Raw genomic sequence first — 13,131 nt, forward strand, 5'->3', positions numbered from 1 at the left:
CGGCACGATAGGGGGATATGTGAAGAGGACTGTTGTCGTGGCCGCGGTGGCCGGGCTCGGTCTCACCGGTCTCGGCGCCACAAGCGCACAGGCCGCGAGCCCCTCCGCCGGAACGGCCGGAGGATTCAACCCCTCGGCGGCCCAGTGGCACGCCTGCCCCGCGGACTTCGTCCAGACGGTGCACAACCTGTACGACGGGCTGTACCCCGTCTCCAAGATCGTCCAGTGCGCCGAGCTGTCGGTGCCGATGGACTACGCCAAGCCGCAGGGCAAGAAGATCACGATCCAGCTCACCCGGACGCCGCACACCGGCTCCGGTCCGGCCAAGGGCGACATCGTGGTCAACCCCGGCGGGCCGGGCGGCGGCGGCGCCCTCTTCGGGCCGCGGGTGTTCGCGCAGAACTCCGCCCCGATGCGCGAGGCGTACAACGTCATCGGCTTCGACCCGCGCGGCGTCGGCATGAGCGTCCCGGCCCTGAGCTGCGACCCGAACTACACCAACGCCCCGCGCCCGGACTACGGCACCGGTGACCGCAAGTCGGTCGCCACGTGGCTGAAGCTGTCCAAGGGCTACGCCGAGGCGTGCGGCAAGGCCGACAAGACCGGGCTGCTCGACCACATCAAGACGATCGACTCGGTCAACGACGTGGAGTCGATCCGGCGGGCGCTCGGCAACAAGAAGCTCGACTACTACGGCGCCTCCTACGGCACCTACCTCGGCTCGACCTACGCCACCGTCTACCCCAAGAACGTCGGGAAGATGGTGCTGGACGGCAACGTCGGCCCGTCCGACGCCTGGTACGACGCCAACCTGAACCAGGACGTCCAGTTCGACATCAACATCGACTACTACTTCGGCTGGATCGCCAAGTACGACTCGGTGTACCACCTCGGCACCACGCAGAAGCAGGTCCGGAGCTTCTTCTACGACCTGCGGGCGCAGCTCAAGAACAAGCCCGTCTACTACACCGACCCGGACAGCGGGCAGACGCTCGCCGTCGGGCCGGACGAGCTGACCGACGTGATCCTGAACGCCGGGTACCGGCGCAGCCAGGCCATCTGGCACGGGTACGCGTCCGCCCTGGCGGCGTACAAGTCGGGCGACACCGCCACGTTCGCGGGGACGTTCGGCGCGCCGACGACCGGCGGCTCCGACGACAACGGCTACGCCGTCTACCTCGGCGTGCAGTGCACCGACGTCCAGTGGCCGCTGAGCTGGAACAAGTGGCAGCGCGACAACGAGCGGATCGACCGGAAGCACCCGTTCGAGACCTGGGCCAACGCCTGGTACAACGCCCCGTGCCTGTACTGGCCCGCCAAGGCCGGCAAGCCGGTGAACATCGGCCACACCCGCGACCTGCCGCGCAACATCCTCATGTTCCAGTCGACCGCGGACGCGGCCACGCCGTACGCGGGCGCGCTGGAGATGCACCGCAGGCTCAAGGGCTCGCGCCTCGTCGTCCAGGACGGCGACCGCACGCACTGCATCGTGCACCGCGGCTCCGCCCAGGTGGACGCCTACTTCGACGCCTACTTCCTGCGGGGAGAGCGTCCGGAGCAGAGCACCGTCCACGTCCCGCAGCTCGGTGACCCGAAGCCGCCGTCCACGGCGACCGCCAGGACGCTGAGCGGCACGGGCTCGCTGAAGGCCGCGCAGCTCAAGGCCGACGTCATCCGCTGACGCCGGGCGCGGCCCATGCGGTCCGGACCCCGGGGAGCGGTCCCCGGGGTCCGGCACCCGCCGGCCGCGCAGGTCGCGGCGAGCAGGTCGCGACACGCAGGTAGTACGCATCAGCCACGCATCGGCGACGCCCCCCTCCGGCATGGCGCCGGCCCGGAGTCGCCGATCTGAGGGGGTCAAGTGAAAAGGATCGTTCTCGTCGCGACCGCTGCGGTCGTGGCGGCGGGCGGCGCAGGGTTCGCCGTCTCCGCGAGCGCGGACACCGGGGGCCTCGGTGCCGCGGCGGTCAAGGGCATCGACTGGGGCAAGTGCGAGGTCAGCGGCCCTAGCGACCCGATGAACAAGGCCGAGTGCGCCCAGGTCGAGGTGCCGCTCGACTACGCCTGGCCCAACGGCCGCAAGATCTCCATCGCGGTGTCGCGCTTCCGGCACACCGACGAGAAGAACTACCAGGGGACCCTGTTCGTCAACCCCGGCGGCCCGGGCGGCAGCGGCCTGCAGTACGCGCCCGCCCTCGCCCGCTGGATCGGCGGCACCGGGCACGCCGACGTCGCCGCCAAGTACGACATCATCGGCTTCGACCCGCGCGGCGTCGGCTCCAGCAAGCCCGCGCTGAGCTGCGACCCGAACTTCTCCGACCCGATCCGGCCGGACTACGTGCCCTCCTCCGCCAAGGAGGAGAAGGCCTGGATCGCCAAGTCGAGGAAGTACGCGCAGGACTGCGCGAAGAAGTTCGGCTGGCTGCTGCCGCACATGCGCACCACCGACGCCGCGCGCGACGTCGACGCGATCCGCGCCGCGCTCGGCCAGGACAAGATCAGCTGGTACGGCTTCTCGTACGGCACCTACTTCGGCGCCACCTACGCCACGCTCTTCCCCAAGCGCGTGAAGCGGATGGTGCTGGACGGCAACGTCAACCCGAAGACGGTCTGGTACGACGCCCAGCTGGAGCAGGACAAGGCGTTCGAGCACAACATGAAGGCCTGGTGGGCCTGGATCGCGAAGTACGACTCGCTCTACCACCTCGGCAAGAGCGAGAAGGCCGTCGAGGCCAAGTACTACGCCGTCCGCGCCGCCGCGAAGAAGGCGCCGATCGGCGGCCAGATGGGCCCGGACGAGCTGGACGACACCGTGCTGTCCGCCGGCTACAACACCGGCTACTACATCCCGTTCGCGCAGGCGCTCTCGGCGTGGGTCAACGACAAGGACGCCTCCGGGCTCCTCGACTGGATGAACCCCGGCGGCGACGACAACGGCTTCGCCGTGTACAACGCCGTCCAGGCCGCCGACGCCCGCTGGCCGCGCAACTGGAGCAAGTGGCACCACGACGCCGCGAAGCTCTACCGGCAGGGCTACAGGTTCAACACCTGGAGCAACGTCTGGTTCAACGCCCCGATCGCCTTCTGGCCGTTCCAGGGCGGGCCGGAGTTCAAGCTGAAGGGCGCCAAGGGCCTGGCGGGCATGCTGCTCGTGCAGTCCACCCAGGACGCGGCGACCCCGGTCGCGGGCGGCGTGGAGATGCACAAGCTCTTCCCGTCCTCGCGCCTGGTGTTCGAGGTCGGCGGCAAGACCCACGCCAACACGCTCAACGGCAACGCGTGCCTGGACGACAAGGTCGCGGCGTACCTCGACACCGGGGCGCTGCCGCAGAGCCACCGCGGCCCGGACGCCTACTGCAAGGCCGTCCCGGCGCTGAACGACCCCGACCCAACGGCCATGACCGCGAAGGCCGCACGCGCCTCCGCGGGCAAGGACCTTCCGGTCGGGCGTCCGTAACGGTAAGCAGCACAGCGGTGGTCAGCACAACGGTGGGCAGCGCAGCCATCGGATAGTGCGCAGGCGTGTTCCGCGGTGCGTCCGTCCCGTCCCTCAGCGAGGGCGGGGCGGGCGCACCGCGTCGCGCTTCACCGGCGCTTGGTTTTCGCGGGTGGTCCCGTTTGGGGCTGGAATCGCGCGATCCTCGGGGTGCGCGGTTCCCGGCCGCCCCGCCGGTAGAAAGCGAACGTGCTGAACGACGCTGGAAAGAGGGCCGCCGCCGGGACGGCGGCCGCCGCGGTCACCCTCGCCGTCGCCGGGGCCGCCGCCGCACTGGGGAGGCCCGCGGACGCCGCCCCCGCCCCCCGTCCCGAGCCGAGGCCCGCCGGTCTCGCGTGGAAGTCCTGCCCCGCCAAGGATCCGGTGGAGGGCACCCGGCTCAAGGGCCTGCAGTGCGCGTCCGTCCGGGTGCCGCTCGACTACGCGGACCCGGCCGGCAGGCAGATCACCCTGGAGATCAGCCGCGCCCGGCACACCGCGCCGAGGTCCAAGGGCGTGGTGCTGCTCAACCGGGGCGGCCCCGGCGCGCACGGGCGCGACCTGGCCCGGTTCTTCGCCGACTCGCTGCCGAAGGGGGTCGCCGCGTCCTACGACTGGATCGGCTTCGACCCGCGCGGCGTCGGCGCCAGCAGGCCCGAGCTGATCTGCGACCCCGGCTACCAGAGCCCCGGCCGCGCCCGCCCCGACACGGTCCCCGCGAGCGCGGCGGAGGAGGAGGCGTGGAAGGCGCGGGCACGGCACTACGCCGGCGACTGCGCCCGCCGGTACGGCGCGATCCTTCCGCACATGGGCACCGCCGACGGGGCGCGCGACATGGACGCCGTCCGCGCCGCCCTCGGCCAGCAGAAGATCAGCTACTTCGGGTACTCCTACGGGACGTACCTCGGCGCGGTGTACGCCACGATGTACCCGCAGCGGGTCCGCCGCATGGTGCTCGACAGCGTCGTCCGGCCGAGCGGGGTCTGGTACGGCGACAACCTCGACCAGAACGTCGCCTTCGAGAAGCGCATCCACGCGTACTTCGCCTGGATCGCCCGCCACCACACGACCTACCGGCTCGGCGACTCCGGACGGAAGGTCGCCGCCGCCTACGCCAGGGTGCGCGCGGCGCTCAAGGCCAAGCCGATCGGCGGGCGGATCGGGCCCTCCGAACTCGACGAGGCGTTCCTCGCCGACGGGTACGGCGACTACAACTGGGCCGGGCACGCGAGGGCGCTGTCGGCCTACGCCGTCCGGCACGACCCGGGGCCGCTGCGCAAGGTGTGGCAGCCGCCGTCACGGCTCGACCAGAACAACTACACGGTCTACAACGCCGTCCAGTGCCGGGACGCGGCCTGGCCGCGCGACTGGGGGCGCTGGCACGCCGACAGCGAGCGCCTCTACCGCCGCGGCTACCGTTTCGAGACCTGGAGCAACACCTGGTACAACGCGCCCTGCGCCTTCTGGGGGGTTCCGGGCGGGCCGCAGCCGCGGGTCGGGGGCGGCTCCGCGCTGCCGCCGATCCTGATGGTGCAGGCCACCGAGGACGCCGCGACCCCGTATCCGGGCGCGCTGGAGATGCACCGCCGGTTCCCGACGTCCAGGCTGCTCGTCCAGGTCGGCGGGCGCAACCACGGCGTCTCGCTCTCCGGCGACAGGTGCGTCGACGGGGCCGTCGCCGCCTACCTCGGCGGCGGGGCGCTGCCCGCGAACCGGCCGGGGCCGGATCGCAAGTGCGCGGCCGGGCCCGAACCCGTCGTGGCCAAGGCGGGCAGGGCGGAGCACGCGGCCGCGCACCGGTGACCACTTCCCGGACGAGGCCGTGACGGAGGCCGTGGAGGTGTGCGGCCCCCGGACGGCATAGGCTTGTCCACGTGGAGCTTTCAGTGGTGAGGGCCGGGGGCCGGTAGCCGTGCGGATGCTGGGCTCGATGCCGGTGCGCGTGCTGGACGACAGGTACCGCGCGGAGGCCCTCGCGATCCTGGACGCCGACCCGGTGTCCAACGTCTTCGTGAGCTCCCGCGTACACGCCGCGGGACTCGATCCGCGCCGCCTCGGCGCCCAGATGTGGGGCTACCTGCGGGACGGCAGGCTCGTCTCACTGTGCTACTCGGGCGCCAACCTCATCCCGGTCGCGGCCGGGCCGGAGGCCGTCCGGGCGTTCGCCGAGCGGGCCCAGGCGCAGGGACGGCGCTGCTCGTCCATCGTCGGACCCGTCGGCGCGGTCGGAGAGCTGTGGGAGATCCTCGCGCCGTACTGGGGGCCGCCGCGGGCCGTCCGCGCCGCCCAGCCGGTGATGGCGACCTCCTCCGTCCCCGACGTGCCCGCCGACCCCGGCGTGCGCCGGGTCCGGATGGAGGAGTTCGACATCGTCTACCCGGCCTGCGTGGCGATGTTCACCGAAGAGGTCGGGGTGTCGCCCAACGCCGGTGACGGGGGCGTGCTCTACCGGGCCCGCGTCGCCGAGCTGATCCGCGACGGCCGCGCCTTCGCCCGCATCGAGGACGGCCGCGTCATGTTCAAGGCCGAGATCGGCGCCGTCACCCCGCGCGCCTGCCAGGTGCAGGGCGTGTGGGTGCCTCCCGACCTGCGGGGGCAGGGCCGGTCGGAGACGGGGATGTCCGCGGTGGTGCGGGAGGCGCTGCACGGCGTCGCGCCGACCGTCTCGCTGTACGTCAACGACTACAACACCCGCGCGCGGGCGGCGTACCGCCGGGTCGGATTCACCGAACTGGGCTCTTTTATGTCGGTTCTCTTCTGATTGTCATTGCGTGCCTGATATGACCCGGTACCTGAATCGATCTTCCGGGCCGGGTACCATCCCGCCGTGGAGTTCGCCGGGGCGTTGCGGCAGGCGATCCAGTCGAGCGGGCTGACCCTGGAGCGGATCCGTCACCGGCTCGGCCGGCGCGGGCTCACGGTCAGCGTGGCCACCCTGAGCTACTGGCAGCGGGGCCGCAGCCGGCCGCGCTCGCGCACCGTGGTCGTCGCGCTGGAGGAGATCCTGCAGGTGCCGTCCGGCGCCCTCATCGAGCTGCTGGAGGATCCCGCGCCTAGCGCCGCGCCCGTCCGGGGCACGTCCGCGCGCGGGGGCGCCCCCGGCGGGCCGAACGGGACGGAGCGGGGCCGCGGCGTCCGCGACCTGTGGCCGGACGCCGAGCGCTACGCCTGCCTCGTCGGGCAGCTCGACCGCTCCGGCGACCACCGGCTCGAACGGCTCAGCGTCCACGACGTGTACCGGCTGGACGAGGCGCGCCGGTTCTGGACGCTGTCGGTGCGCACCGTCCTGCGGGCGGCCGGCGACGACATCGACCGCGTGGTCTGCGTCCACCAGACAGGTGACGGCGACCTTCCCGGCGTGGTGGACGGCGACGCGGCCGGGCTCCTGGACGTGCGGTACTGCCGCCCCGGCCGGATCCGCGCCGAGGGCGGCCTGGTCGCGTTCGAGCTGGTCTTCGACAGGGTGCTGGCGACGGGGGACACCGCGGTCATCGAGTACGAGCTGGGCCCGATCGGGCTCCCCGCGCCCGACAGCTACGACCGGCGCTTCTCCCACCCCGTCCACGACTACCTGGCGCTCGTCCGGTTCGACGGCGACCGGCTGCCCGCCCGCTGCTACGGCTTCACGGCCGAGAGTTCCACGTCCCCGCGCCGGCGGCTCGGCGAGTTGTGGATCGGCACCTCGGGAAGCGCGAACCTCGCGGCCGGAACCGTCCGGCGCGGGATCGTGGGCATCGAGTGGGAATGGCATTGACACCGGAAGGCAAGGCCACCTACGGCGACGCGTCCTACAGCGCTGTCCGCGCCTGGCTCGTCTCCAACGCCGTCAGCGGCGTGATCCGCGGCAACCCGGCCGGGACGCCGAACCGCCTGCTCGACAAGCGCGGCCTCTGACCGGCTTCCGGGCCCGTCCCGCGCCGGCTGGCCCGGACCCGCCGCGCCGGGATCCGGTGCCGCGGCACGCCCGGATTGGTACCCGATTCGGCGGAGGACGGGCCCGATGGTTGTGACACTTTGCCTGTTGGCATCGGGGCCGGGGAGCCTTACAGTGAGCGCGGAAGTGGCAATTGCGGTAGTCAAGGCCGTTTTGCGGGGGCCGGCCGGAGCCGATCCGGAGGCCGAGCATGCAGAGTGTCGCAGAGGACGATCTTCTCCAGATCCTCCAGTACGGGCCGTTCAACGTCGCCCTGCACGCCGCCATCCAGGCGCGCGGCCTGAGCCTCGACTCCCTGCGGCGCCGCCTGGAGGAGCAGGGCATCGCGGTCAGCCTGTCCACGCTGAGCTACTGGCAGCGCGGCCGGACCCGTCCCGAGCGCGCCGACTCGCTGCGCGCCGTCCGCGGCCTGGAGACCATCCTCGAACTGCCGCGGCACTCCCTGCTGACGCTGCTCAGGCCGACCACCGACCGTCCCGCCGGACCCTGGCTGCCGGTCGAGGAGCTGTGCCCCGAGCCCGGCGTCCGCGACCTCCTGGACGAGATCGGCGACCGCGGCGAGCGGCAGCTCACCGGGCTCAGCCTGCACGACCAGTACCTCATCGGGCGGCGCCGCGAACTGCGCGAGGTCCGCGTCCGCGCGGTGTTCCAGGCCCAGCAGCGCGGCGTGGACCGCTGGATCGCCGTGTACCACCACCCGCAGGGCGTGCTGCCCTCGTCCCGCACCGTGCGCGGCTGCCGGTTCGGCCGCGTCCGGATGGACGAGACGAGCGGCCTCATCGCCGCCGAGCTGCTGTTCGACCGGGCGCTCGGGCGCGGCGAGACCTACCTGCTGGAGTACGGCTTCGGGTTCGAGGAGACCGGTCCGCCCGTGACCGAGGAGGGGCGCGGCTTCCGCACCCCGCAGCACGAGTACCTCATCGAGGTCCGCTTCCATCCGGCGGCGCTGCCCGCCCGCTGCTACCGGACGTGGCGGCCCGACGGGCACACCGCGCTGAAGGACTCCGCCGACCTGCGGTTGTCCAGCTACCAGAGCGTCCACTTCATCGAGTTCGGGATGGCCGCCGGTTTCCACGGCATCCGCTGGGAGTGGACCTGAGCCGCGGCGGACCCGGCCGCTACCGCACGAGCAGGTCGAGAAGGCGGTCGAGCTCGGCCGCCGGATCCCCGGTGAGCCCCGCGTGCACCGGGCCCGGCTGCACGATCGTGCTGCGCGGCGCGGTCAGCCACCGGAACCGCGCGCCCGGGGCCTCCCCGGCGGCCTGGCCCGCGCGCTCCCCGCCGCAGCACACCGCGTCGACCGCGGTGAGCGCGGACCGGACGCCCGCGAGGTCGAGCGAGGGGTCCAGGGCGAGCAGGCGCCGCTCGTCCAGGTGCGTGCGGCATCCGAGGTAGTCGAGGGCGCGGCAGTACACGACCACGCCGACGTTCATGGACTCGCCCCGCTCGACGCGCGGGACGACGCGCAGCGCGGCGTACTCGAACACCGTCGGCTCGGCCGCCGTCCTGATGTTGGTCGTCCTGCCGGCGGTCACGAGGCGCCCCCGAGCCAGCCGGGACGGTTCTGGCCGCGCCGCGCGGAGGTGTCCGGACGGTGGGAGCTGACGTCGAGGGCGGGCAGCCACTCGCGCGGCTTCCCGGCGCGCGGCAGCAGGATGTCGAGGTAGGCGTCGCGGAGCGCCCGCGGGCCGGCGAAGCCGGGCTCGCCCTCCAGCCAGTGGTCCGGGACGAGGCCGGCGACCTCGCGCAGCAGCCCCTCGGTGATCTTCGGGGCGAGTTCGGCCTCGGCCTCCTCCAGCCGGGTCGCGTACGGGGTCAGCACGTGGTCGTCCACGTCGTAGGGGCCGGAGAACAGCCGGGCCGCGTTCGGCCACGCGTGGTGGAAGATGAGGCTCGCGCCGTGGTCGATGAGCCACACGTCGCCGTGCCACACGAGCATGTTGGGGTTGCGCCAGCTGCGGTCGACGTTGCCGATGAACGCGTCGAACCACAGCACCCGGGACGCGAAGCCGGGGTCGGGGCTCCAGCCGAGCGGGTCGAAGCCGAGCGACCCGGGCAGGAAGTCGACGCCGAGGTTCCAGCCGGGGCTGGCCTTCAGCAGGTCCTGCACGTCGGGGTCGGGCTCGTGCCGCCCGATCGCCGGGTCCAGGTCGATGAGCACCTGCTCGGGCACCCGGAGGCCGAGCCGGCGCGCCAGCTCACCGGCGATCACCTCGGCGATCAGCGCCTTGCGGCCCTGCCCGGCCCCGTGGAACTTCATGACGTAGGTGCCGAGGTCGTCGGCCTCGACGACGCCCGGGAGCGATCCGCCCTCGCGGAGCGGCGTCACGTAGCGGATGGCGGTCACATGTGGCAACACGCCGCAACGCTATCGGCTGGGGCGGCGGCCGGGATAATCGATCGCATGGGCGTTGAGCTGGTCGACCTGTCGGTGCCGATCGTGACGGGCATGCCGGTCTATCCGGGCGATCCCGAGGTGGAGGCCGTCCCGGCCCTCACGGTCGCGGACGCCGGGGTGAACGTGCTGCGGCTGCACCTGGGGTCGCAGACCGGCACGCACGTCGACGCCCCGTTCCACATCGACGACGCGCTGCCGAGGCTGGACGAGCTGCCGCTGGAGCGCTTCACCGGTCCGGCCGTGGTGATGGACGTCCGGGGCCTTCCGCCTCGCGCGCCGATACCGCCCGGCGCCGTCCCGCCGGGGCTCGCGCCGGGTGACGTCCTGCTCATCGCGACCGGCTGGTCGCGGCACTGGGGGACCGGGGCCTACCTGGCCCACCCCTATCCGGCGCCCGAGACCGCGGAGGCCATCGTCGCCGCGGGCGTGAGGACGGTGGGCATCGACGCGCTCAGCGTGGACCGGACCCCGCCGCCCGGCTCGGACGACTTCTCGCTCGCCGCCCACCGCGTCCTCTGCGGCGCCGGAGCCGTGATCGCCGAGAACCTGACCGGTCTCGGACGTCTCGCCGACGCCCAGGCGGCGGGCTGCGCGATCGAGGTCTCCCTCTTCCCGCTGGCCCTGGCGGGTGCGGACGGCGCCCCCGTCCGCGCGGTCGCGCGCGTCGACGACCGCGCCGTCCTCGTCTGAGGGCCGGGGCGCGGGCCGTCCGGCCATACTGGGCACCGCCGACGGGAGGACGTGGACATGCGGGTGGAAGTGGACATGCGGGTGGAATGGGCGACCGACCAGGGCAGCCCCGAGCGGCCCAACGAGGACTTCGTGGCGGCGGCCGCCGGGGCGGTCGTGGTGCTCGACGGGTGCGGGCTGCCGCTCGGCACCGACCTCGGCTGCGTGCACGGGACCGCCTGGTACTCCCGCTCGCTCGGAACCCGGCTGCTGGCCCGGATGTTGGACGGGCTCGGCCCGCAGGCCGGCCCGCCGGTGGGGCCGCCCGGGGGCGCGCACCGGCCGGGGGCCCGGCCGCTGGTCGCGCGGCTCGCCGGGGCGATCGCGGACGTGGCGGCCGCGCACCGGGCGACCTGCGACCTGCGGGTTCCGACGACGCCGGCGGCGACCGTGCTCGCCCTGCGGCTGCGGGGCGACCTGGTCGACTACCTGGTGCTGGCCGACTCGACCGTCCTGCTCGACGGCCGCGACGGCCTGCGGGAGATCACCGGCGGGCGGTCCTACGCCGCCGCGGACCCGGCCGTGGCCGACGCCGCGATCACCGGCACGGTGCCGGCCGCCGACCTGCGGCGCGCGTTCCTGCTGACCGACGGCGCGACGCGGCTCGCCGACCTGTTCGGCGTCACCGACTGGGCCGGGCTGGCGGCGCTGGCCGTGGACCCGGGGCCCGCGGGGCTGATCGAGCGGACGCGGGAGGTCGAGCGCACCGACCCGGGAGCCGTCCGGTGGCCGCGCCACAAGGTCCACGACGACGCGACCGCGGCCGTCTGCGAGCTCGGCTGACCCGGCCGGAAGCAATCGCTTGGTCGTGTCGTAGGGTGCGGGGAGCCGTAGGAAAGGACGTGCCATGCGCCTCGGCATCACGATGTTCGCGACCGACCTGACCATGGCGCCGCACGAGCTGGCCCGGGAGGCGGAGGCGCGCGGGTTCGCCTCGCTCTACCTCCCCGAGCACACCCACATCCCCGTGTCCCGCGCCACCCCGGCGCCGACGGGCGCCGCGACCCTGCCCGAGGAGTACTCCCGCACGCTCGACCCGCTGGTGTCGCTAGCCGCGGCGGCCGTGACGACCGAGCGGATCGTCCTCGGCACCGGCGTCCTGCTGCCCGCCCAGCGCGAGCCGATCGTCACCGCCAAGGCCGTCGCCACCCTCGACCGGCTGGCGCCCGGCCGGATCGCGCTCGGCGTCGGCTACGGGTGGAACGCCGAGGAGGGCGCCGACCACGGCGTCCCGTGGAAGCGGCGGCGCGCGGTGGCGCGCGAGCACGTCCTCGCCATGCGCGCCCTCTGGACGGACGAGGAGGCGTCCTTCGAGGGGGAGTTCGTCGGATTCGCGCCGAGCCGGGCGTGGCCGAAGCCGTCCCGCCGCGTCCCCGTGCTGCTCGGCGGCGCCCCCGGCCCGACGCTGTTCGCGCACATCGCCGAGTACGGGGACGGGTGGATGCCGATCGGCGGCGCGGGCGTCCGCGAGGCCCTGCCCGCCCTGCGCCGCGCCTGCGAGGACGCGGGGCGCGACCCGGTGCCCGTGATCCCCTTCGGGACGCTGCCCACCCCCGGCAAGCTCGACCACTACGCCTCGCTCGGGATCGAGGAGGTCGTGCTGCGCGTGCCCGCGGGCGACCGCGACGCCGTCCTGCCGGTGCTGGACGGCTACGCCCGCTCCCACCTGTGAGCCGGCGGACCGCCGTCCGTCAGCGGATCATGCGATAGCAGAAGAAGGTCGGGAACCGGTAGTACTGGCCCTTGCCGGCCTTCACCGCGCCGAGGATGAGGAAAACCCACCCGCCGATCAGCAGCTCCAGGTAGGGGAGGAGGAACAGGGCGAGGAACGCGGGCGCGTCCAGCAGGATGGCCGGCGGGACGCAGACCGCCGCCACGGCCACGAGGTGGATCAGCATGGTGAGCTGGTAGTTCATCGACTGCGCCGCGTGGAAGCGGGTGAACGGCGAGGTGTTCTTCTTCACCAGGTAGATGACCAGCGGCGGCAGGAAGCCGATCAGGATGTTCCCGACGTAGGCGAAGATCGCCCAGGTCGTCTCCTCGCCGGGGTTCTGCATGCCCGGGCCGTACGGGACGCCGGGAGGGCCGTAGCCGTAGCGCGGGTCGTACGGACCGGCCGACGGCGGGCCGTGGGGCGGGCCCGGCGGCTGCCCCGGCGGCTGGCCGTAGGCGCCGTGGTACGGCGGTGGCTGGCCGGGCGGTGGCTGGCCGGGCGGTGGCTGGTCGTGCGGCGGTTGGTCGGAAGGTGGCGGGGGCTGGTCCGTCACGTGTCGTCCTCTTGTCCTCTTCGGGCGTCCCTCGGGGGTACCGCAGGAATCTATAGGACCCGGGCTCCCCGGCGGGGCGACCGCTGAGCGGGACCTGCGTCCGGACCGCTCTCCGACATATTTTAGAATTTCGTTCGGCCAATGGGGCGATGGGGGGCATGCCCCGCGAGGAGGCTGGAGTGAGCGCGATCCCGATGGAGCGGCCGATGCTGGGGGACGACGAGGCCGCGGCGCTGACGGGCCTGGCCGCCCGCGTGCGCGAGCTGGCCGAGGCCACCGTCCTCACCGGCGCCGACGCGCCCGCGGCCGCCGCGGTGGCGGACGAGAT

13 protein-coding genes are annotated in these 13,131 nt (G+C 73.3%); 10 read left to right on the forward strand and 3 right to left on the reverse strand.

Going from position 1 to position 13,131, the window contains the following annotated elements:
• Positions 1-19: 19 nt before the first annotated feature.
• The 7 genes from ABWI04_RS28715 (at position 20) to ABWI04_RS28745 (ending at position 8,508) form a co-directional block, all read left to right on the forward strand.
• Positions 20-1,681, forward strand: a complete 1,662-nt coding sequence (locus ABWI04_RS28715; RefSeq protein WP_353834405.1) for an alpha/beta hydrolase — start codon at positions 20-22, stop codon at positions 1,679-1,681.
• 180 nt (positions 1,682-1,861) lie between these two features.
• A complete protein-coding gene (locus ABWI04_RS28720; RefSeq protein WP_353834406.1) occupies positions 1,862-3,457 on the forward strand; it encodes an alpha/beta hydrolase in 1,596 nt (531 codons plus the stop codon).
• A 228-nt stretch (positions 3,458-3,685) separates the two neighbouring features.
• Complete coding sequence (locus ABWI04_RS28725) at positions 3,686-5,278, forward strand: alpha/beta hydrolase (RefSeq protein ID WP_345175107.1); 1,593 nt, start codon at positions 3,686-3,688, stop codon at positions 5,276-5,278.
• A 115-nt stretch (positions 5,279-5,393) separates the two neighbouring features.
• Entirely contained in the window at positions 5,394-6,236 is an 843-nt protein-coding gene (locus ABWI04_RS28730; RefSeq protein WP_345175215.1) for a GNAT family N-acetyltransferase, read from the forward strand.
• Positions 6,237-6,302: 66 nt separating this feature from the next.
• Positions 6,303-7,229: a helix-turn-helix domain-containing protein gene (locus ABWI04_RS28735; protein WP_353834407.1), complete on the forward strand. Its 927-nt coding sequence runs from the start codon at positions 6,303-6,305 to the stop codon at positions 7,227-7,229.
• Positions 7,220-7,369, forward strand: coding sequence for a hypothetical protein (locus ABWI04_RS28740; RefSeq protein WP_353834408.1), 150 nt, complete (start codon positions 7,220-7,222; stop codon positions 7,367-7,369). Before ABWI04_RS28735 ends, ABWI04_RS28740 begins: the two co-directional genes overlap by 10 nt.
• A 230-nt stretch (positions 7,370-7,599) precedes the next feature.
• Positions 7,600-8,508: a hypothetical protein gene (locus ABWI04_RS28745; RefSeq protein ID WP_345175110.1), complete on the forward strand. Its 909-nt coding sequence runs from the start codon at positions 7,600-7,602 to the stop codon at positions 8,506-8,508.
• A gap of 19 nt (positions 8,509-8,527) precedes the next feature.
• Here the strand turns inward: ABWI04_RS28745 and ABWI04_RS28750 are convergent, their stop codons facing one another.
• Both ABWI04_RS28750 and ABWI04_RS28755 read right to left on the reverse strand, forming a co-directional pair.
• Positions 8,528-8,944, reverse strand: coding sequence for a DUF3037 domain-containing protein (locus ABWI04_RS28750; protein ID WP_345175112.1), 417 nt, complete (start codon positions 8,942-8,944; stop codon positions 8,528-8,530).
• Positions 8,941-9,768 carry a HipA family kinase gene (locus tag ABWI04_RS28755; protein ID WP_345175115.1) on the reverse strand — a complete coding sequence of 276 codons (828 nt, stop codon included), beginning with the start codon at positions 9,766-9,768 and terminating at the stop codon, positions 8,941-8,943. The genes ABWI04_RS28750 and ABWI04_RS28755 overlap by 4 nt, the downstream gene beginning before the upstream one ends.
• 45 nt (positions 9,769-9,813) lie before the next feature.
• Here ABWI04_RS28755 and ABWI04_RS28760 point away from each other — a divergent pair, with 45 nt between their 5' ends.
• From ABWI04_RS28760 to ABWI04_RS28770, 3 genes are all read left to right on the forward strand, one after another.
• Positions 9,814-10,497, forward strand: coding sequence for a cyclase family protein (locus ABWI04_RS28760; RefSeq protein WP_345175117.1), 684 nt, complete (start codon positions 9,814-9,816; stop codon positions 10,495-10,497).
• Between the two features lie 57 nt (positions 10,498-10,554).
• Positions 10,555-11,319, forward strand: coding sequence for a hypothetical protein (locus ABWI04_RS28765; protein ID WP_353834409.1), 765 nt, complete (start codon positions 10,555-10,557; stop codon positions 11,317-11,319).
• Positions 11,320-11,383: 64 nt separating this feature from the next.
• Entirely contained in the window at positions 11,384-12,208 is an 825-nt protein-coding gene (locus ABWI04_RS28770) for an LLM class F420-dependent oxidoreductase (protein ID WP_345175119.1), read from the forward strand.
• A 19-nt stretch (positions 12,209-12,227) separates the two neighbouring features.
• Here ABWI04_RS28770 and ABWI04_RS28775 read toward each other — a convergent pair whose 3' ends face one another.
• Positions 12,228-12,803, reverse strand: a complete 576-nt coding sequence (locus ABWI04_RS28775; protein WP_353834410.1) for a DUF4870 domain-containing protein — start codon at positions 12,801-12,803, stop codon at positions 12,228-12,230.
• Between the last annotated feature and the right edge of the window lie 328 nt (positions 12,804-13,131).

It is taken from the genome of Actinomadura sp. NPDC000929 (assembly GCF_040492065.1).
Classification (GTDB): Bacteria; Actinomycetota; Actinomycetes; order Streptosporangiales; family Streptosporangiaceae; genus Spirillospora; species Spirillospora verrucosospora.

Excerpts from the sequence above, each read along its gene's own strand:
- ABWI04_RS28730 (WP_345175215.1), top strand. The coding sequence starts at position 5,394 with ATGCTGGGCTCGATGCCGGTGCGCGTGCTGGACGACAGGTACCGCGCG.
- ABWI04_RS28740 (WP_353834408.1), top strand. The coding sequence starts at position 7,220 with ATGGCATTGACACCGGAAGGCAAGGCCACCTACGGCGACGCGTCCTAC.
- ABWI04_RS28745 (WP_345175110.1), top strand. The coding sequence starts at position 7,600 with ATGCAGAGTGTCGCAGAGGACGATCTTCTCCAGATCCTCCAGTACGGG.
- ABWI04_RS28760 (WP_345175117.1), top strand. The coding sequence starts at position 9,814 with ATGGGCGTTGAGCTGGTCGACCTGTCGGTGCCGATCGTGACGGGCATG.
- ABWI04_RS28765 (WP_353834409.1), top strand. The coding sequence starts at position 10,555 with ATGCGGGTGGAAGTGGACATGCGGGTGGAATGGGCGACCGACCAGGGC.
- ABWI04_RS28770 (WP_345175119.1), top strand. The coding sequence starts at position 11,384 with ATGCGCCTCGGCATCACGATGTTCGCGACCGACCTGACCATGGCGCCG.